A 19,029-nucleotide genomic window follows, 5' to 3' on the forward strand; every position below is an offset into this window, starting at 1 on the left:
GCTGAGCGGGAACGGGCGGGGGCCGTCGGGAGGCTGTCGGAGAACGAGCCGGCCGGTACGGCTAGACGCGCGCGAGGGCCTGCAGGGTGGTCTTGTCGAAGATCTCCTGCAGGAAGGTACCCGTGTAGCTGCGCTCGTTCTTCGCCACCTGCTCGGGTGTGCCGGTCGCGATGATCTGGCCGCCGCCGGAGCCGCCGTCGGGCCCGAGGTCGATCACCCAGTCCGCGGACTTGATGACGTCGAGGTTGTGCTCGATCGTGACCACGGTGTTGCCCTTGTCCACGAGCCCCTGCAGGACCAGCAGCAGCTTCCGGATGTCCTCGAAGTGGAGCCCCGTGGTCGGTTCGTCGAGCACGTAGATGCTGCGTCCGTTGGACCGCTTCTGCAGCTCGCTGGCGAGCTTGACGCGTTGCGCCTCGCCACCGGACAGGGTGGTGGCCGGCTGTCCGAGCCGCACGTAGCCGAGACCCACCTCGACGAGCGTGTTGAGGTGACGGGCGATCGGGCTGAATGCGGCGAAGAACTCCGCCCCCTCCTCGATCGGCATGTCCAGGACGTCCGCGATGGTCTTGCCCTTGTAGTGCACCTCGAGCGTCTCGCGGTTGTACCGCGCTCCGTGGCAGACCTCGCACGGCACGTAGACGTCGGGCAGGAAGTTCATCTCGATCTTGAGCGTCCCGTCACCGGAGCACGCCTCGCAGCGGCCACCCTTGACGTTGAAGGAGAACCGGCCCGGGAGGTAGCCGCGCACCTTGGCCTCGGTGGTCTCGGCGAAGAGCTTGCGGATGTTGTCGAACACCCCCGTGTAGGTGGCGGGGTTCGAGCGCGGGGTCCGGCCGATGGGGCTCTGGTCCACGTGGATGACCTTGTCGAGGTGCTCCAGGCCGTCGATGCGCTTGTGGCGTCCGGCGACCTGCTTGGCCCCGTTCAGCTTGTTCGCGAGCACCTTGTAGAGGATGTCGTTCACGAGCGTGGACTTGCCGGATCCGCTGACGCCCGTGACGGCCGTGAGCACGCCCAGCGGGATCGTGGCGTCCAGGTTCAGGAGGTTGTGCTCCCTCGCGCCGACCACCTTCAGCTGCCGGGACTTGTCGATCTTGCGGCGCTTGGTCGGCACCTCGATGCGGCGGCGGCCCGCCAGGTAGTCGCCGGTGAGTGATCGCTCGTTGGTGAGGAGGTCCTCGAGCAGGCCCGAGTGGACCACCTCGCCGCCGTGCTCCCCCGCACCCGGACCGATGTCCACGATCCAGTCGGCCTCGGCGATGGTGTCCTCGTCGTGCTCCACCACAATCAGCGTGTTGCCTAGGTTCCGCAGACGTGTGAGCGTCTCGATCAGGCGCCGGTTGTCGCGCTGGTGCAGCCCGATGGAGGGCTCGTCGAGCACGTAGAGCACGCCCACGAGCCCGGAACCGATCTGCGTGGCGAGGCGGATGCGCTGGGCCTCACCGCCGGAGAGCGTCCCGGAGGCGCGCTCCAGGTTGAGGTACTCGAGGCCGACGTCGAGCAGGAAGGTCAGGCGCGCCTGGATCTCCTTGAGCACCTGCGCCGCGATCTGCGCCTCGCGCCCGGTGAGCACCAGGTTGTCGAGGAATTCGGCGCACTCCCGCATGGGCATGGCCGCGACCTCGGCGATGGACCGACCGTTGATCAGCACGGAGAGCGACGCCGGGTTCAGCCGTGCGCCACCGCAGGTGGGGCACGGGATCTCCCGCATGTACTCCTCGTAGCGATCGCGCGAGGCCTCGGACTCCGTCTCGAGGTGCTTGCGCTGGATGTACTGGATGGCTCCCTCGAAGCCCGTGCTGTACTTCCGCTCGCGTCCGAACCGGTTCTTGTACTGCACCACCACCTTGTGGTCCTTGCCGTACAGCGCGGCCTCACGTGCGCGGTCGGGCAGCTTCCGCCACGGGGTGTCGATGTCGAACTTGAGTTCCGCCGCGAGCCCCTGGAGGAGCCGCGTCCAGTACTCCAGGGTCGCCGTACCGAGCGACCACGGGGCGATGGCTCCCTGCGCGAGGCTGAGGTCGGGGTTCGGCACCACCAGTTCCTCGTCCACCTCGAGCTTCGTGCCGATGCCCGTGCAGGCCGGGCACGCGCCGAAGGGGTTGTTGAAGGAGAAGGAGCGCGGCTCGATCTCGTCGATGGCGAGCGGGTGCTCGTTCGGGCACGCGAGGTGCTCGGAGAACGCATGCAGCCGTCCGGCGTCGTCCTCGGGCAGGTCCACGAACTCGGCGAGGACGCGGCCGTCGGCCAGCTTCAGTGCGGTCTCGACCGAGTCGGTGAGCCGCTGCTGGATGCCGCTCTTCACCACGAGGCGATCGATGATGACCTCGATGGTGTGCTTGTACTGCTTGCCGAGCTTCGGCGGGTCGCTCAGCTGGATGAGGGTGCCGTCCACCCGGGCGCGTGAGTAGCCCTTCGCCGTCAGTTCCTGGAAGAGGTCGACGAACTCGCCCTTCCGCGCCCTGACCACGGGAGCGAGGACCTGGAAGCGCGTGCCCTCGTCGAGCTCGAGCAGCTGGTCCACGATCTGCTGTGGGGTCTGCTTGGCCACTGGCTCGCCGCAGACGGGGCAGTGCGGACGGCCCACGCGCGCCCAGAGGAGCCGCATGTAGTCGTAGATCTCGGTGATGGTGCCCACCGTGGAGCGCGGGTTCTTGCTCGTCGACTTCTGGTCGATCGAGACCGCCGGCGAGAGCCCCTCGATGAAGTCGACGTCGGGCTTGTCCACCTGCCCGAGGAACTGGCGCGCGTACGCGGAGAGGGACTCCACGTAGCGCCGCTGGCCCTCGGCGAAGATGGTGTCGAACGCGAGGGAGGACTTGCCGGAACCGGACAGGCCGGTGAAGACGATCATGGCGTCGCGCGGCAGATCGAGGTCGACGTTCCGCAGGTTGTGTTCGCGTGCGCCCTTGACGATCAGGCGGGACAGGTCCTGGCGCGCGGGCTCCGGATCATGGGCATGCTGCTCGAGGGACTTTGCTGTAGACACCCGTCAACTCTAGGCGAAAAAGTATTAGAACACATCTTCGAAAGCGCTTCGTCGGCGTCCTGCCGCCGCGGGCTCACGCGCCGTTCACGCTCGGCGCAATGCCGCCCTCACGAAGGCGACGGCCTCCGTCTCGGAGATGCCCGCGGAGCGGACGACGGCGGCGTACTCGGCGGCGGCGTCGGCCGCCCGTCGCCGGGCCTCGTCACCACCCGCGGCGATCACCGTTCCCGCGCGGCCCTTCGTCTCGACGGCGCCGGACTGCTCGAGTTCGCGGTACGCCCGCGCGACGGTGTTGGCGGCGATGCCGAGGTGGGTGGCGAGCGTCCGGACGGGCGGCAGACGCGTCCCCACCGCGGCGCGGCCCGAGTTCGCCGCGGTGAGCACGGCCTGCTTGAGCTGCTCGAAGGGCGGCACGGTGCTCGTCGCGTCGATCCTCAGCCAGCGCGGGATGCCCTCGTCCACGATCGCACTCCCCGTCCCGGTCCGCGGGCCCCGGCGGTCCGCACTCCCAGCACCCTAGCTGTAATGGGCCGGGCCGCGCCCGGTACCCCAGCCGTCGTCGTGCATCCGCCCGCACTCCGTGCGTGCTCGCGGGGTCTGCCGCCCTGCCCCCGCCTCCTGCCCGCGCCTCCTGCGGCGTGCCTAGACTGGAGCCATGGCCGACCTCCCGAACCTCAAGCACCGCCTCGACGACGTGACGATCCGCAGCATCTCCGTCTCGGAGATGGACAACAACGTGTATCTCCTGACATCCCGCACGAGCGGTGCGCAGGTGCTGATCGACGCCGCCGACGACGCACCCGCGATCCTCTCCCTCCTCGCCGACGCGCAGGAGGACACGGACGCGGAGGTCCGGGTGGCGCTGATCGTCACCACGCACTCCCACTGGGACCACGTGCGTGCGCTCGCGGACGTGAAGGAGGCGACGAAGGCGCGCACCGCCGCGGGCGAGGACGACGTCCCCGACATCGCCGTCCCCACCGAGGTACCGCTGACACACCACGACATCGGCTCCTTCGAGGGGTTCGAGCTCGAGTCGATCCACCTGCGCGGACACACCCCGGGCTCCATCGCCCTGCTGTACCGCGACCCGAACGGCCCCGCGCACCTCTTCACCGGCGACTCCCTGTTCCCGGGCGGCCTCGGCAACACGCAGGGCGACCCCGCACGGTTCGCCGCGCTGTACGACGACGTCGTCACGCGCGTGTTCGACTACCTGCCCGACGACACGCTGGTGCACCCCGGCCACGGGGCGGGCACGACGCTCGGAGCCGAACGCGGCTCGCTGGCCGAGTGGAAGCAGCGCGGCTGGTAGACACCGAGCCGCGGGGCCCGCTCGCCCGCCGGTAGGCTGGACCGACCATGAGGATCCACGAGCACCTGCCCCGGAACGACGACGGACGACCCAGCACGGACGCGGTGTACGAGGCCTTCACCGCATGGTCCTCGGCGCGTGGACTGACGCTCTACCCCGCCCAGGACGAGGCCGCCCTGGAACTGGTCTCGGGCAACAACGTCATCCTCGCGACCCCCACGGGCTCCGGGAAGTCGCTCGTGGCCGTCGCAACCCACCTCGTGTCCTTCGCCGAGGGCCGCACGAGCTACTACACGGCGCCCATCAAGGCGCTGGTCTCGGAGAAGTTCTTCGCGCTGTGCGACATCTTCGGCCCGGAGAACGTCGGCATGATCACGGGCGACTCCGGCGTGAACCAGGGCGCCCCGATCATCTGCTGCACCGCCGAGATCCTCGCCAACCTCGCGCTCCGCGAGGGTGCGCTCGCGGACGTGCACACCGTCGTCATGGACGAGTTCCACTTCTACTCGGACCCGCAGCGTGGCTGGGCCTGGCAGGTGCCGCTCCTCGAACTCCCGCAGGCGCAGTTCCTGCTGATGTCCGCGACGCTCGGTGACGTGACGCGGTTCGAACGCGAACTCACCGAGCGCACCGGCCGGGCCACCGCCACCGTCACGAGCGTCGAACGGCCCATCCCGCTCCACTTCTACTACGCCGAGACGCCCGTGCAGGAGACGCTCGAGGAACTGCTGTCCACGCGCCAGGCTCCCGTCTACGTGGTGCACTTCAGCCAGGCGGAGGCGATCGAGCGGGCCCAGAACCTCATGAGCGTCAACGTGTGCACGCGCGAGGAGAAGGACCGCATCAGCGAGCTGATCGCGAGCTTCCGCTTCTCCGCGGGTTTCGGGAAGACCCTCAACCGCCTCGTCCGGCACGGTATCGGCGTGCACCACGCGGGCATGCTGCCGAAGTACCGTCGCCTGGTGGAGCAGCTCGCCCAGGCCGGCCTGCTCAAGGTCATCTGCGGCACGGACACCCTCGGCGTGGGCATCAACGTGCCGATCCGCACCGTGCTCCTCACGGCACTGAGCAAGTACGACGGCGTCCGGACCCGCCTCCTCAACGCGCGCGAGTTCCACCAGATCTCCGGCCGCGCCGGCCGCGCGGGGTACGACACCGCGGGCACCGTCGTCGTGCAGGCACCCGACCACGTGGTCGAGAACACGAAGGCGATGGCGAAGGCCGTCTCGAAGTTCGGCGACGACCAGAAGAAGCTCCGCCAGGTGGTGCGGAAGAAGCCGCCGCAGGGCTTCGTGTCCTGGGGCAAGCCCACGTACGACAGGCTCGTGGAGAGTGTTCCCGACCCCCTGACGTCCTCCTTCGCCGTCAGCCATTCCATGCTGCTCAACCTGATCGAGCGGCCCGGCGACCCGTTCACCGCCGCGAAGCGGCTGCTGACCGAGAACCACGAGACCCGCGCATCCCAGCTCCACCTCATGCGCCGCGCCATCGGGATCTACCGCGAACTCGTGGCTGCCGGCATCGTCGAGAAGCTCCCCGAGCCCGAGCCGGACGGACGGCAGATCCGGCTCAAGGTGCATCTGCAGGCAAACTTCGCCCTCAACCAGCCGCTCTCGCCGTTCGCGCTGGCCGCCCTCGAACTCCTCGACCCCGAGGCGCCCGGCTACGCCCTCGACGTCGTCTCCGTCATCGAGGCCACCCTCGAGAAGCCCCGCCAGGTGCTCAACGCGCAGGAGAAGAAGGCCCGCGGTGAGGCCGTCGCCGCGATGAAGGCGGAGGGGATCGACTACGACGCCCGCATGGCCCGACTCGAGGAGGTCAGCTACCCGAAGCCGCTGGAGGAGCTGCTGCAGCAGTCGTTCGACGTCTACCGCGCGTCGGCGCCGTGGCTCGGTGACTTCGAGCTGGCCCCGAAGTCGATCGTGCGCGACATGTACGAGCGCGCCATGAGCTTCGGCGAGTACGTGGCGTTCTACTCGCTCACGCGCTCGGAGGGCATCCTCCTGCGCTACCTCGCCGACGGGTACAAGGCGCTGCGCCATACGGTTCCGCTGGATGCACTGCGCGAGGACCTCAGCGACATCATTGAATGGCTCGGCGAGCTGGTCCGGCAGGTGGACAGCAGCCTCCTCGACGAGTGGGCGCAGCTCACCGCAGGGGTGGTGCCGGGCGCCGCGGGCGACGACGTCGACCTGCCGGACGAGCCGCCGTCCGTCACGTCGAACGAACGCGCCTTCCGCGTGATGGTGCGCAACGAGATGTTCCAGCGCGTCAAGCTGTTCGCGGACGAGCGCGACGAGGCGCTCGGTGCCCTCGACGCGGAGTCCGGCTGGACCGCCGACCGCTGGGTGGAGGCCCTGGACGGCTACTTCGCCGACTACGAGGACATCGACGACGGCCCCGACGCGCGCGGCCCGAACCTGCTGCTCATCACGCGAGCCCCGGGGATCTGGCGGGTGCGGCAGATCCTCAAGGACCCCGAGGGCAACGGCGACTGGGGCATCAACGCGGAGATCGATCTCGCCGCGTCCGACGCCGCGGGCACGCCCGTGGTCCGGATCATCGGTGTGGGAGCGCCGATCGCCGCCTGACCGCTCCACCGCTGGGTTGGTGGCGCACGGCCGTCGTCCGCGGCGTCGTGGTGCCTTTCCGCCTCCGTTCCTGCGGGCGCGGCTAGGCTCGGATCATTTCACCGATCCGTGAGGCACGCCCCGCCGACGTCCCCGCCATCCTGCAGCTCATCCACGACCTCGCGATCTACGAACGCGAGCCGGATGCCGTCCGGAACACCGCCGCCTCGCTGGAGGCGGCGCTGTTCGGCGAGAGCCCCACCGTGTTCGCGCACGTGGCCGAGGAGGGTGGCGAGGTCCAGGGCTTCGCGCTCTGGTTCCTCAACTACTCCACGTGGGAGGGGGTCAACGGGATCCACCTCGAGGACCTGTACGTGCGTCCGGAAGCGCGCGGGAAGGGCTACGGGAAGGCGCTCCTGGTGCAGCTCGGCAGGATCGCGGCCGAGCGCGGCTACGCACGGGTGGAGTGGTCCGTCCTCGACTGGAACGAGCCGTCCATCCGTTTCTACGAGAACCTCGGGGCGCGGCCGCAGACGGGGTGGAGCACCTACCGTCTCACCGGCGATGCCCTGGCGTGGGTCGCCGCGCTGTGATGCCCGGCGCACGCGATGCCATGCACGGCGACGGCGGATTGCACGACGGCGAACCTCACGAGGGCGAACGGCTGGACGGTGAACAGCTGGACGGTGAACAGCACGACGGCGACCCGATGGACGCCGGACACGTGATGGGCAGACCGGCGGTGATGCGCGGTCTGCGCGCCACACCCCACCGGTTCCGCGTCCCGCTGGACCACGGCGATCCTGCGTCCGCCCGAATCGAGGTCTTCGCCCGTGAGTACACCTCGCTGGACCACGACGACGACGCCGTCGCCGGCCTGCCCTGGCTGCTGTTCCTGCAGGGCGGGCCGGGAGGCCGTGGAGCGCGCAGCACGCAATTGTCCGGGTGGATGAAGGCCGCAGCGCGCACGTTCCGGATCCTGATGCTGGATCAGCGCGGCACGGGCCTGTCCTCCCCCGCCGACGCCGCCACACTCGCCTCGCTCCCGACCGACGCCGCGCGGGCGGAGTACCTCATGCACTTCCGCGCGGACTCGATCGTCGCGGACGCGGAGCTCATCCGGCGCCGGCTCGGCAGCCCCCCGTGGACCGTCTTCGGGCAGAGCTTCGGAGGGTTCTGCATCCTCACCTACCTCTCCTTGACGCCGGAGGGCGTTCTGCGTGCGCTGATCACGGGAGGTCTGGCTCCACTCCCCGGCGGGCCCGACCCCGTGTACCGCGCCACCTTCCGACGCGTGGAGGCGCGCAACGGCGAGTACTTCTCGTGGTACCCCGAGGACCGCGTGACGGTCTCGCGCATCGCCCGCCACCTGCGGGAGGTCCCGGAGTTGCTACCCGACGGCGAACGGCTGACCGTGCGGCGCTTCCAGATGCTCGGCGCCTTCCTCGGCGGCAACGTGAGGATCCATGGGCTCCACTACCTGCTGGAGGACGCCTTCACGACGACGCCGGACGGTCCCCGCCTCTCAGCAACCTTCCTCGAGCAGGTGTACGGCATCGTGAGCCGCGCGACCCAGCCGCTCTACGCGCTGCTGCACGAGTCCATCTACTGCCAGTCAGAAGCGTCCCGGTGGTCGGCGTGGAGGGTTCTCGAGGAGTATCCGCAGTTCCGCGACGACGCCGAGGACCCCCTGCTGACCGGCGAGATGGTCTACCCCTGGTACGTCGACGAGGACCCGGCACTCAGGCCGCTGAGCGGGGTGGCCGAACTCCTGGCCGCGAAGGCGGACTGGGGGCCGCTCTATGATCCCGACGTGCTCGCCACCAACACGGTGCCCGTTGCGGCCGCCGTGTACCGGGACGACATCTACGTGGACAGGGAGCTGTCCCTGGCGACCGCCGGGGCCGTCCGCAACCTCGCGGTGTGGGAGACGGCGGACTTCCACCATGACGGGATCGCGGACGACGGCGAGGCCATCTTCGACCGTCTGCTCGCGATGACACTCCCACCGACCACCTCCTAGCCGGCGGGGAGAACAGAGGGACCCCGTGCGGTGCACGGGGTCCCTCTGTCCTGCTGCGGGCGTCGGTGTTCGATGCCCCGCGTCGCTAGCGGCGCGTGTCCTTCGCCCCGGCCTCGCCGGCGGCCTGGTCGAGGCCCTCGTCGACGACGGGCTCGTCAGCGACCTCTCCGGCCGCGTCGGCACGGGCCGCGGGGTTGTCGGTGACGCGGGACCGGATGAGGCTCGCGACGACGGCGATCACGATGGTCGCGACGATCACGGCCAGTGACACGAAGGTGGGGATCTCAGGAGCCCACTCGATGTGCTCGCCCCCGTTGATGAACGGGAGTTCGTTGACGTGCATGGCGTGGAGGATCAGCTTCACACCGATGAACGCGAGGATGACGGACAGGGCGTGCTTGAGGTAGATGAGTCGCGTCATCAGGCCACCCAGCAGGAAGTAGAGCTGGCGCAGACCCATGAGCGCGAAGATGTTCGCGGTGAAGACGATGAACGCGCTCTGTGTCAGACCGAAGATGGCCGGGATGGAATCGACCGCGAACAGCAGGTCGGTCAGGCCGATCGTCACGAAGACAATGAGCATCGGCGTGAAGACCTTCTTGCCGTCCACGACGGTGCGCAGCTTGTTGCCGTCGTAGGACTCGGACATGGGCAGCACGGACTTGAGCTTGCGGATCAGCTTGTTGTCCCCGGCGTCCTCCTCGTCCTCGCCGGAATCCTTCGCCTGCTTGTACGCGGTGTAGAGGAGGAACGCACCGAAGATGTAGAAGATCCAGCTGAAGTTCTCGATGACGGCGGCACCGAGGGCGATGAAGATCCCTCGGAGGATCAGCGCGATGATGATGCCCACCATCAACACCTCCTGCTGGTACTTCCGGGGCACCGAGAAGCGCGCCATGATGATGATGAAGACGAAGAGGTTGTCGATGCTGAGGCTGTACTCCGTGACCCAGCCGGCCACGAACTGCCCTCCGTACTCCGGACCCGTGAAGGCGAACATGAGTGCTGCGAACGCCAGGGCGAGACCCACGTAGAACGTCACCCACAGCCCGGCCTCCTTCATGGACGGCTCGTGCGGCCGCTTCACGACCAGCAAGAGGTCGAAGAGCAGGATGACACCGAGGACGACGAACGTGCCGATCTCGAAAGCGACGGGCAGTGTGGGCATGAAGTACCTTCCGGAGGTGCTGAGGATCGCCGTAGGTCTCTCCGCCGCGGCATCTAAGCCGACCGACCGCTATGCCCGGCAGGGCAGCCGTGCCCTGCGTGCTGACGTCCATAGCGCTTGGGATACTCCCCTACGTCGCGCCAATCCTACCCGTGGGCCACGCAGGGACGGCAATCACCCTCAGGAACAACCGAGCCCGGGCCCATTACTTGACCGCGTCGCTGGTGTGCGCGATGGGAGCGAGACAGCCGCGGAAGCCGCAGTTCAGACGTGCCCGGCCGACTGCATCTGCCGCAGTTCCTTCTTCAGGTCGCCGATCTCGTCGCGCAGCCTTCCTGCGAGCTCGAACTGCAGTTCACCGGCGGCCGAGTGCATCTGGTCGGTCAGCTGCTGGATGAGATCGGCGAGGTCCTCCGCCGGGAGCGCGGCGAGACCGTCATTGCGACCCGCACCCTTCGCTGGTTTCCGGCCCTTGCCCGCCTCCGCGAGGAGGGCCTTGGTGTCGGCGTCCTCACGGTTGATCGTGTCGGTGATGTCCGCGATCCGCTTGCGCAGCGGTGTGGGATCGATCCTGTGCTCGAGGTTGTGCGCCACCTGGATGGCGCGGCGACGGTTGGTCTCGTCGATCGCCCGCTCCATGGAGTCCGTGATGCGATCCGCGTACATGTGCACCTCGCCCGAGACGTTACGTGCGGCACGGCCGATGGTCTGGATGAGCGAGGTGGTGCTCCTGAGGAAGCCTTCCTTGTCGGCGTCGAGGATGCTGACGAGCGAGACCTCCGGCAGGTCGAGGCCCTCACGCAGGAGGTTGATGCCGACCAGGACGTCGAAGGTGCCCATGCGGAGCTCGCGGAGCAGTTCCACGCGCCGCAGCGTGTCGACGTCCGAGTGCAGGTACTCCACCTTCACGCCGTGCTCGAGAAGGTATCCCGTGAGATCCTCCGCCATGCGTTTGGTGAGCGTCGTGACGAGCACGCGCTCGTTGACCTCCGTCCGCTTGCGGATCTCGCTGAGGAGATCATCGATCTGCCCCTTGGTCGGCTTGACCACGATCTCCGGGTCGACGAGACCCGTCGGCCGGATGATCTGCTGGACGAAGCCGTCCGCCTTGCCGAGCTCGTACTTGCCCGGGGTGGCCGAGAGGTACACCGTCTGCCCGATGCGATCGAGGAACTCGTCCCACTTCAGCGGCCTGTTGTCCATGGCGGAGGGCAACCGGAATCCGTGATCGACGAGCGTCCGCTTGCGCGAGGAGTCGCCCTCGTACATGGCGCCGATCTGCGGGATGGTCACGTGCGACTCGTCGACGACGAGCAGGAAGTCGTCGGGGAAGTAGTCGATGAGGCAATGGGGGGCCGAGGCCGGTCCGCGTCCGTCGATGTGCCTCGAGTAGTTCTCGATACCGTTGCAGAAGCCCATCTGCTGCATCATCTCGAGGTCGTAGGTGACGCGCATCCGCAGACGCTGGGCCTCGACGAGCTTGTTCTGCGACTCCAGCTCCGCGAGGCGCTGCTGCAGCTCGTCCTCGATGTCCTTGATGGCGCGCGTCATGCGGTCCACGCCGGCGACGTAGTGCGAGGCCGGGAAAACGTACATCTCCTCCTCCTCGCGGATCACGTTCCCGGTGAGCGGATCGAGTGTGTAGATGTTCTCGACCTCGTCCCCGAAGAACTCGATGCGCAGCGCGTGCTCCTCGTACATGGGGATGATCTCCACCGTGTCCCCGCGCACCCGGAAGGTGCCGCGGTGGAAGTCCATGTCGTTGCGCGTGTACTGCATGCTGACGAACTGCCGCAGCAGATCGTCGCGGTTCATCTGGTCCCCGCGTCGCAGGGTGACCATCTTGTTGATGTACTCCTCGGGCGTGCCGAGGCCGTAGATGCAGGAGACCGTGGCCACGACGATCACGTCGCGACGGGTCAGGAGGGCGTTGGTGGCGGAGTGCCGGAGCCGCTCCACCTCCTCGTTGATGGACGAGTCCTTCTCGATGAAGGTGTCCGTCTGCGGGACGTACGCCTCGGGCTGGTAGTAGTCGTAGTAGGAGACGAAGTACTCGACCGCGTTGTTGGGCAGGAGTTCACGGAACTCGTTGGCGAGCTGCGCCGCGAGGGTCTTGTTCTGCACCATCACCAGGGTGGGCCGCTGCACCTGCTCGATGAGCCAGGCCGTGGTGGCGCTCTTTCCCGTTCCGGTGGCGCCGAGAAGGACGACGTCCTTCTCCCCCGCGTTGATGCGCTCGGCCAATTCCTTGATGGCGGTCGGCTGATCACCCGCCGGCGTGTACTCGCTGATGACCTCGAAGGGGGCCACGACACGCTTGATATCCTGCGCAAGACTCATGCTTCAACGGTAGTCCCTGCCCATGACACTTCTCCTGCTTATTGCTGGCGGCTGAAAGCCACCGAGGCCTGTCGCGCGAGGACGTAGCCCGGCGTACGACGGCCCGGAACGGCCCGGTCGGATCCACCCCGTCCACTGGCGCGACGCGGATCACCACCGGCCGGTGTCCGGCCTCAGGACGAGGTGCTGCGTCGCCGGACGTGCACGGTCACCGACGTCGCCGGATCAGCGCCGACGTGGACGGGCTCGGCGCCGCCCCGGGCGAGCGGGAAACCGGCAGGCCCCAGCGTCGTCGAGACGCGGTCGACGGCGTCGGCCGTGTCCACCTGCACCGTCAGCGAGGCGCGGATCGCGTCCCCGCCAGGCGGGCCGCCGGGACCGCTTCCGCCCTCGGGAGCGGGTTCGTGCGGTTCCTCGTCGACGATCTTCGCGCTCGGTTCACCCTCGAGGACCGCGGCGAGCTTCGCCCGCACGCGCCGTCCCAGGTCCTGGGTGCCGAGCAGCGCCATCGACGGGCCGCCGGCCCTGACCGCGCTCGGGGCGGCAGGACGCCCGGCGGCGACGGTCGCGGAGAACGGAACGATGCGCTCGTCCCACAGGGCATCGGCCGCCGCGAGGAGTGTCGCCAGAGCGCCGTCGTTGGTGAGGACGGCGTCGGCGTCCAGCAGCCGGTCGTTCCGCGAAGCCTGCGCGGCCATCCGTTGCTCGGCGTCCTGCCGCGTGGAGCCGCGCGTCTCCATCATGCGCCGGACGCGCAGGGCGTCCGGGGCGTCGACCACGACGACGAGGTGGAAACGCGGCGCCTGACCTGTCTCCACGAGCAGCGGGATGTCCTCGACGATGACGGCACCCTCCGGTGCGGCGGCGACGATCTCGGCGGCTGCCGTCCGCACGCGGGGGTGGATGATCGCGTTCAGCCGCCCGCGCGCCGAGGCGTCACCGAAGATTCTCGCACCGAGGGCGGGGCGGTCGAGTGCGCCTTCCGGCGTGAGGACATCCGGCCCGAAGGCCTCGGCGACCTCCCGCAAGCCGTCGGAGCCCGGCTCCACCGCGGTGCGCGCGAGGACGTCGGCGTCGACGAGCACCGCGCCGCGCTCCTCGAACCGCCGCGCCACCACCGATTTCCCCGCGGCGATCCCGCCCGTCAATCCGATCTGCAGCATGGCCCCACCCTAGCGAGCCGTGCCGGTCCGCGGCTCCCGCCACCACCCTGTCAAGTCGACGGATCGGCGCAGATGTCCGCCGGAAGTGTCACCGCCCGTCAATACGCTAAGGCTACTTAGTTTCTATCGCCGCACGAGGAGGACCGTGACCATCACGCTGCAGGACCTGGAACAGACCGCCCGGACGACGTTCGGCTGGGAGGATCTGCGCCCGGGACAGAGCGCCGCCATGGCGGCCGTGCTGGCCGGCAGGAGCGTCCTCTGCGTGATGCCCACCGGCTCGGGCAAATCCGCCATCTACCAGGTGCCCGCCACGGCCCTGCCCGGCGTCGCCGTCGTCATCTCACCGCTGATCGCGCTCCAGCACGATCAGGCCGACGCGATCAACGAGCACGCCGGCGGGCAGCGAGCCTTCGTGGTCAACTCCTCGATGAGGAAGAGCGAGATCGACGCCGCGTGGAGGGCGGCCGAGGCCCCCGACGGCGACACCCAGGCCAAGTTCCTCTTCCTCGCCCCCGAGCAGGTGGCACGGGACGACGTCGCAGCCCGGCTGCGCTCGATCGACGTCTCCCTCGTGGTCGTCGACGAGGCCCACTGCGTCTCCTCCTGGGGGCACGATTTCCGCCCGGACTACCTCCAGCTCGGACACCTGGTCCGCGATCTCTCCGCGCCCGTCATCGCGCTCACGGCGACGGCCTCCCATCCCGTGCAGACCGAGATCGTGGAGCGCCTCCAGCTCACGGATCCCACCGTGATCGTCGAGGGCTTCGACCGCCCCAACCTCGCCCTCGAGGTGGTGCAGCACGTGGAGGCCGCGGACAAGCAGGCCGCGGTCCGCGATCAGGTACTCGCCCTCGAGGGACCGGGCCTCGTGTACGTGGCCACGAAGAAGTCCGCCGAGGCGCTCACAGCAGAGCTGGTCGGCCGTGGAGTCACCGCGGACTGCTACCACGCAGGACGGCGCTCGAAGGACCGCGACGCCGTCCACGAAGGCTTCCTGGGCGGGTCGATCGACGTGGTCGTCGCGACGACCGCGTTCGGCATGGGTATCGACAAGCCGGACGTGCGCTTCGTGGTGCACGCGGACATCGCCGACTCGCTGGACAGTTACTACCAGGAGATCGGCAGGGCCGGCCGCGACGGCGGGCCTGCCCGGGCGATCCTCCATTACCGCCCCGAGGACCTGTCCCTGAGGCGCTTCTTCGCTGCGAAATCGGTCAAGAAGAAGGATGTCCGGCAGCTGTTCGTCCTGCTCTCGTCCGAGGAGCGGCCCGTCACTGCGAAGGCTCTGCGGGAGCTCTCCGGATTGTCGGCGCGACGGCTCACGGGTCTCCTGAACCTCCTGCTCGCCGCTGACGCGATCACGGACGGGAAGAAGGGTTACCGGGCGCGGAGAATGTCGGCGGACGAGGCCGTCGACCGGGCCGTCGAGCAGGCCGGGATCCGGGAGCGGATCGACCAGTCGCGCGTGGAGATGGCGAGACGCTACGCCGAGACGAGCGGGTGCCGCCGGCAGTTCCTCCTGGCGTACTTCGGGGAGGAACTGCCGGGAGCCTGCGGCAACTGCGACACCTGTGGGCGGCGGCAGGACGAGACCGGCACCGCCGAGACCCCGCCTGCCGACGCCACCCTCCCGTACGCCGTCGACGCAACCGTTCGGCACACCGACTGGGGCCGCGGCACGGTCATGGGGTACGAGGACGGCGTCGTCACGGTGCTCTTCGACACCGTGGGGTACAAGACCCTCTCCGTCGAACTCGTGGAACGCAACCACCTCCTGACGGAGGAGGCTCCGGCCTCGTGACCGATTATTGCCTCATCACCGTTCCGAGGACTGACAGTCCCGACGACGACGCCCCAGGTACCCCTGGAGCGTCGTCGGAACACTCACTGGACCCCGACTGAGCGCTGTCGGAATGGCGTCGGGTGAGCCTCCGGTCAGCGGGGCTGGGCCGGGTTCGTCGGATCGCCCTGCGACGGCGGATTGATCGGCGGGCCCGACGTCGCCGGCGTCACCGGGGATCCGCCGGCGGATCCTCCGACCTCCGGGAGGGACGACGCGGCGTCGCCCGACAGCTCGGCGCCGGTCCTCACGGCGTCCAGCCGCTGCTGCAGTACCAGCTTCACCGGCAGGCGGTTACCGTGCCCCTCCTCGCACTCGAGCAATGCCGTCAGGCCCTCCTCGTCGAGACCCGTGATGCGAGTGGGCAAGGTCCCGAGCGGGATGTGGTCGTACTCGGGGATCGGAAGGGCGTCGTGCTCCGATGAAGCGGTCACGGGATCTCCTGTTCTCGTCGCGATCGCCCGTTGCTGCTGCTCGCGGCACCGGGCGCCTACCCTTCCGACCCTGGGCAGGGCGGCGGGGCGTCACCACCCCGAGTCCCGACGTGCGCACGGGAGGTCGGGGTGGCACGGGATCCGACGACGGCGCCACCGGTCCTCCTCCGCCGACGGCTGTCGGTGCGGCCCACGAGCACCCCTCGCCCGCCTACGATGGTCCGGTGATGCCGTTCCAGCTCGACACCCTCCGACGACATCCCGATGTCGAGGCGCCGGAGCTGGTCGCGGTGGACGCGGCGGACCGGCTCCTCCTCGACACCGTGCTGCCGCTCCTGATGGGACGACCGCCGACCGTCGCGATCGTGGACGACGCCTACGGCGCCCTCACGCTCGGCGTCGTCCAGGCTCTCGCCGCCGCCGACGCCTCCGGCCTCCCCGACGCCCTTAGTCCGTCGGCGCCGGGTGGCGGGCGGGTCCGGGTGTTCCAGGACGGTCTCGTCCACGAGAGGGCGCTCGCACGCAACGCCGAGCTGCTCGGCCTCACGGGCTCGTACGAGCAGCGACCACTCGACGCATCGCTGCTGCACGGTGCGGACATCGTGCTCCTGCGCCTACCCCGGTCACTGGACGAACTCGACGAGATCGCAGGCATCATCGCCGCGCACGCACCGGCCGACGTCCGGGTGCTGGCCGTCGGGAGGATCAAGCACATGAGCCTGTCGATGAACGCGGTCCTCGGCCGATACTTCGGCGACGTCCGCGCCGGCCTCGCGCGGCAGAAGTCGCGGGTGCTCATGGCCACGGGAGCGATCACGAGCGCGTCGACGGACCACCCGACCTGGCCGCGGACCGGACGGCACGACATCGGGCTCCCCCGTCCGCTCGAGGTACGGGCCTACGGTGCCACCTTCGGCGGCGCGGCCCTCGATCCCGGGACACAGCTGCTGCTCCCCCATCTGCGGGACCTCCGGATCGAGGATCCCGACGGGGCACCGACGGACGTGGTGGACCTCGGGTGCGGTAACGGCGCCATTGCCGCCGCCCTCGCCCTGATGTATCCCGGCATCACGGTGCACGCCACCGACCAGTCGGCGTCCGCGGTCGCGTCGACCGAGGCGACGGCGATCGCCAACCGGGTGTCCTCGCGCGTCATCGTCACTCGTGACGACGCCCTCTCGGCAGCGGCGACAGGTTCGACCGGGACGATCGTCCTCAACCCGCCGTTCCACATCGGGGGCACGGTGCACACCGGGATAGCGCACAAGCTGTTCCGTGAGAGCGCGCGTGTGCTCCGCCCCGGCGGACGTCTGGTGGCGGTCTGGAACAGCCACCTCGCGTACCGGCCGGCGCTGGAGCGGCTGGTGGGTCCGACCGTGCAGCTCGACCGGTCCCCCCGCTTCACCGTGACGGTCTCCACCCGGCGGTGACGACGCGCCCACTAGCGGGTGCGCGCAATGACGACGACGAGCGGGGTGCAAGGGGACTCGTACCCCGGATGCAGGAAGGGCCCCCGCCGTCGGCGAGGGCCCTTCCTGGTGGTGCGTGGATCTGCTGGAGCCGACTACGCTCCGGTCAGCTTCTCGCGGAGAGCCGCGAGAGCCTCGTCGGACGCAAGCGTCCCCGAACCCGCTCCTGATCCGGAGTCCGTGGCAACGGGCTCGGAGGAGTAGCTGGTCGCGTTGGACTCGGCCGGCTCGCTCGCCGCAGCGAGGTCGTCGGACGCGTGCTGGACGACCTGCTTCTTGTGGGCCTCCCAGCGGGACTGCGCCTCGGCGTACTGGGCTTCCCAGGCCGCGCGCTGCGTCTCGTAGCCCTCGAGCCATTCGTTCGACTCGGGGTCGAAGCCCTCGGGGTACTTGTAGTTCCCCTCCTCGTCGTACTCGGCGGCCATGCCGTAGAGGGCGGGATCGAACTCGGTGCTGTCGGCGTCGACGCCCTCGTTGGCCTGCTTGAGGCTGAGCGAGATGCGGCGGCGCTCCAGGTCGATGTCGATGACCTTGACGAAGAGCTCGTCACCCACGGAGACGACCTGCTCGGCCAGCTCGACGTGGCGGACCGCGAGCTCCGAGATGTGCACGAGGCCCTCGATGCCGTCCTCGACGCGGACGAACGCGCCGAAGGGAACGAGCTTCGTGACCTTACCCGGCACGACCTGCCCGAGGGCGTGCGTGCGGGCGAAGGTCTGCCAGGGATCCTCCTGGGTGGCCTTCAGCGACAGGGAGACGCGCTCGCGATCGAGATCGACCTCGAGCACCTCGACCGTGACTTCCTGACCGACCTCGACGACCTCGGACGGGTGGTCGATGTGCTTCCAGGAGAGCTCGGAGACGTGCACGAGACCGTCGACGCCGCCCAGGTCCACGAATGCACCGAAGTTGACGATCGAGGAGACGACGCCCGGACGGACCTGGCCCTTCTCGAGCTTGTTGAGGAACGTGGAGCGGACCTCGGACTGCGTCTGCTCGAGCCACGCACGACGCGACAACACGACGTTGTTGCGGTTCTTGTCGAGCTCGATGATCTTCGCTTCGATCTGCTGACCGATGTACGGAGCGAGGTCGCGCACGCGGCGCATCTCGACGAGCGACGCAGGGAGGAAGCCGCGCAGCCCGATGTCGAGGATGAGGCCACCCTTGACGACCTCGATGACGGTGCCGGTGACGACGCCGTCCTCTTCCTTGACCTTCTCGATGTCGCCCCAGGCGCGCTCGTACTGAGCGCGCTTCTTGGAGAGGATCAGACGGCCTTCCTTGTCCTCCTTGGTGAGCACCAGGGCCTCGACCTCGTCACCCACGGAGACGACGTCCCCGGGATCGACGTCGTGCTTGATGGAGAGCTCGCGGGAAGGAATGACACCCTCGGTCTTGTAACCGATGTCGAGGAGAACCTCATCGCGGTCGACCTTGACGACGATTCCTTCGACGAGATCTCCGTCGTTGAAGTACTTGATGGTCGCGTCGATCGCTGCGAGAAAGTCCTCAGCGGTGCCGATGTCGTTGATAGCGACCTGCGGGGCACCCTGCTTCTCGGTGGTGGTGATGGTCATGTAGGTGGGACTCCGTTGTGGATGATGAATTGCCCCGGACGTGGCGCAACCCGCGGGCCCGGCGAGGCCGGCTGCGGGTTCCGTTGTCCGGAGGTGGACGAATTGGACAGAGCCTCGGAAGACTCAGGGAGA

13 protein-coding genes are annotated in these 19,029 nt (G+C 68.7%); 6 read left to right on the plus strand and 7 right to left on the minus strand.

All coding sequences use genetic code 11. The features are described from left to right. Positions 1–61: 61 nt before the first annotated feature. Complete coding sequence (gene uvrA, locus AC4D12_RS07365; RefSeq protein ID WP_490949243.1) at positions 62–2,992, minus strand: excinuclease ABC subunit UvrA; 2,931 nt, start codon at positions 2,990–2,992, stop codon at positions 62–64. An 84-nt stretch (positions 2,993–3,076) separates the two neighbouring features. After that, the gene (locus AC4D12_RS07370; RefSeq protein ID WP_490949244.1) at positions 3,077–3,454 is read right to left on the minus strand and encodes a GntR family transcriptional regulator; all 378 of its coding nucleotides are present in this window, start codon (positions 3,452–3,454) and stop codon (positions 3,077–3,079) included. Positions 3,455–3,647: 193 nt separating this feature from the next. Between AC4D12_RS07370 and AC4D12_RS07375 the strand changes: the two genes are divergently transcribed. From AC4D12_RS07375 to AC4D12_RS07390, 4 genes are all read left to right on the plus strand, one after another. Continuing rightward, positions 3,648–4,307, plus strand: coding sequence for an MBL fold metallo-hydrolase (locus AC4D12_RS07375; protein WP_490949245.1), 660 nt, complete (start codon positions 3,648–3,650; stop codon positions 4,305–4,307). Between the two features lie 47 nt (positions 4,308–4,354). Beyond that, on the plus strand, positions 4,355–6,898 hold the full coding sequence (locus AC4D12_RS07380) for a DEAD/DEAH box helicase (RefSeq protein ID WP_490949246.1): 2,544 nt from the start codon (positions 4,355–4,357) through the stop codon (positions 6,896–6,898). 95 nt (positions 6,899–6,993) lie between these two features. Further along, positions 6,994–7,470 carry a GNAT family N-acetyltransferase gene (locus AC4D12_RS07385; protein WP_490949512.1) on the plus strand — a complete coding sequence of 159 codons (477 nt, stop codon included), beginning with the start codon at positions 6,994–6,996 and terminating at the stop codon, positions 7,468–7,470. Between the two features lie 116 nt (positions 7,471–7,586). Continuing rightward, positions 7,587–8,900: an alpha/beta fold hydrolase gene (locus tag AC4D12_RS07390; protein ID WP_490949513.1), complete on the plus strand. Its 1,314-nt coding sequence runs from the start codon at positions 7,587–7,589 to the stop codon at positions 8,898–8,900. 85 nt (positions 8,901–8,985) lie between these two features. Here the strand turns inward: AC4D12_RS07390 and AC4D12_RS07395 are convergent, their stop codons facing one another. The 3 genes from AC4D12_RS07395 to coaE all read right to left on the minus strand — a co-directional run bounded on the left by AC4D12_RS07395 (position 8,986) and on the right by coaE (position 13,571). Beyond that, the gene (locus tag AC4D12_RS07395; RefSeq protein WP_490949247.1) at positions 8,986–10,068 is read right to left on the minus strand and encodes a TerC family protein; all 1,083 of its coding nucleotides are present in this window, start codon (positions 10,066–10,068) and stop codon (positions 8,986–8,988) included. A gap of 264 nt (positions 10,069–10,332) precedes the next feature. Then, positions 10,333–12,408: an excinuclease ABC subunit UvrB gene (gene uvrB, locus AC4D12_RS07400; protein WP_490949248.1), complete on the minus strand. Its 2,076-nt coding sequence runs from the start codon at positions 12,406–12,408 to the stop codon at positions 10,333–10,335. A 173-nt stretch (positions 12,409–12,581) separates the two neighbouring features. Continuing rightward, complete coding sequence (gene coaE, locus AC4D12_RS07405; RefSeq protein ID WP_490949249.1) at positions 12,582–13,571, minus strand: dephospho-CoA kinase; 990 nt, start codon at positions 13,569–13,571, stop codon at positions 12,582–12,584. Positions 13,572–13,716: 145 nt separating this feature from the next. Between coaE and AC4D12_RS07410 the strand changes: the two genes are divergently transcribed. Continuing rightward, positions 13,717–15,375 (plus strand): RecQ family ATP-dependent DNA helicase, encoded by a 1,659-nt coding sequence (locus AC4D12_RS07410; RefSeq protein ID WP_490949250.1) that lies wholly within the window; start codon positions 13,717–13,719, stop codon positions 15,373–15,375. A 134-nt stretch (positions 15,376–15,509) separates the two neighbouring features. On the opposite strand, the gene AC4D12_RS07415 is transcribed toward AC4D12_RS07410, so the two are convergent. Further along, positions 15,510–15,848, minus strand: coding sequence for a DUF8129 domain-containing protein (locus AC4D12_RS07415; protein WP_490949251.1), 339 nt, complete (start codon positions 15,846–15,848; stop codon positions 15,510–15,512). 227 nt (positions 15,849–16,075) lie between these two features. On the opposite strand from AC4D12_RS07415, the gene AC4D12_RS07420 reads away from it, so the two are divergent. Next, positions 16,076–17,278 (plus strand): class I SAM-dependent methyltransferase, encoded by a 1,203-nt coding sequence (locus AC4D12_RS07420; protein WP_490949514.1) that lies wholly within the window; start codon positions 16,076–16,078, stop codon positions 17,276–17,278. Between the two features lie 134 nt (positions 17,279–17,412). On the opposite strand, the gene rpsA is transcribed toward AC4D12_RS07420, so the two are convergent. Next, positions 17,413–18,897 (minus strand): 30S ribosomal protein S1, encoded by a 1,485-nt coding sequence (gene rpsA, locus AC4D12_RS07425; RefSeq protein WP_490949252.1) that lies wholly within the window; start codon positions 18,895–18,897, stop codon positions 17,413–17,415. Positions 18,898–19,029: the final 132 nt, after the last annotated feature.

Source organism: Arthrobacter sp. TJ-266, assembly GCF_058269115.1.

What these genes read in the sequence shown, in the direction of transcription:
- AC4D12_RS07380 (WP_490949246.1), top strand. Translation starts at nt 4,355, where the DNA reads ATGAGGATCCACGAGCACCTGCCCCGGAACGACGACGGACGACCCAGC.
- rpsA (WP_490949252.1), bottom strand. Translation starts at nt 18,897, where the DNA reads ATGACCATCACCACCACCGAGAAGCAGGGTGCCCCGCAGGTCGCTATC.
- AC4D12_RS07375 (WP_490949245.1), top strand. Translation starts at nt 3,648, where the DNA reads ATGGCCGACCTCCCGAACCTCAAGCACCGCCTCGACGACGTGACGATC.
- coaE (WP_490949249.1), bottom strand. Translation starts at nt 13,571, where the DNA reads ATGCTGCAGATCGGATTGACGGGCGGGATCGCCGCGGGGAAATCGGTG.
- AC4D12_RS07420 (WP_490949514.1), top strand. Translation starts at nt 16,076, where the DNA reads ATGCCGTTCCAGCTCGACACCCTCCGACGACATCCCGATGTCGAGGCG.
- AC4D12_RS07390 (WP_490949513.1), top strand. Translation starts at nt 7,587, where the DNA reads ATGGACGCCGGACACGTGATGGGCAGACCGGCGGTGATGCGCGGTCTG.
- AC4D12_RS07395 (WP_490949247.1), bottom strand. Translation starts at nt 10,068, where the DNA reads ATGCCCACACTGCCCGTCGCTTTCGAGATCGGCACGTTCGTCGTCCTC.
- uvrB (WP_490949248.1), bottom strand. Translation starts at nt 12,408, where the DNA reads ATGAGTCTTGCGCAGGATATCAAGCGTGTCGTGGCCCCCTTCGAGGTC.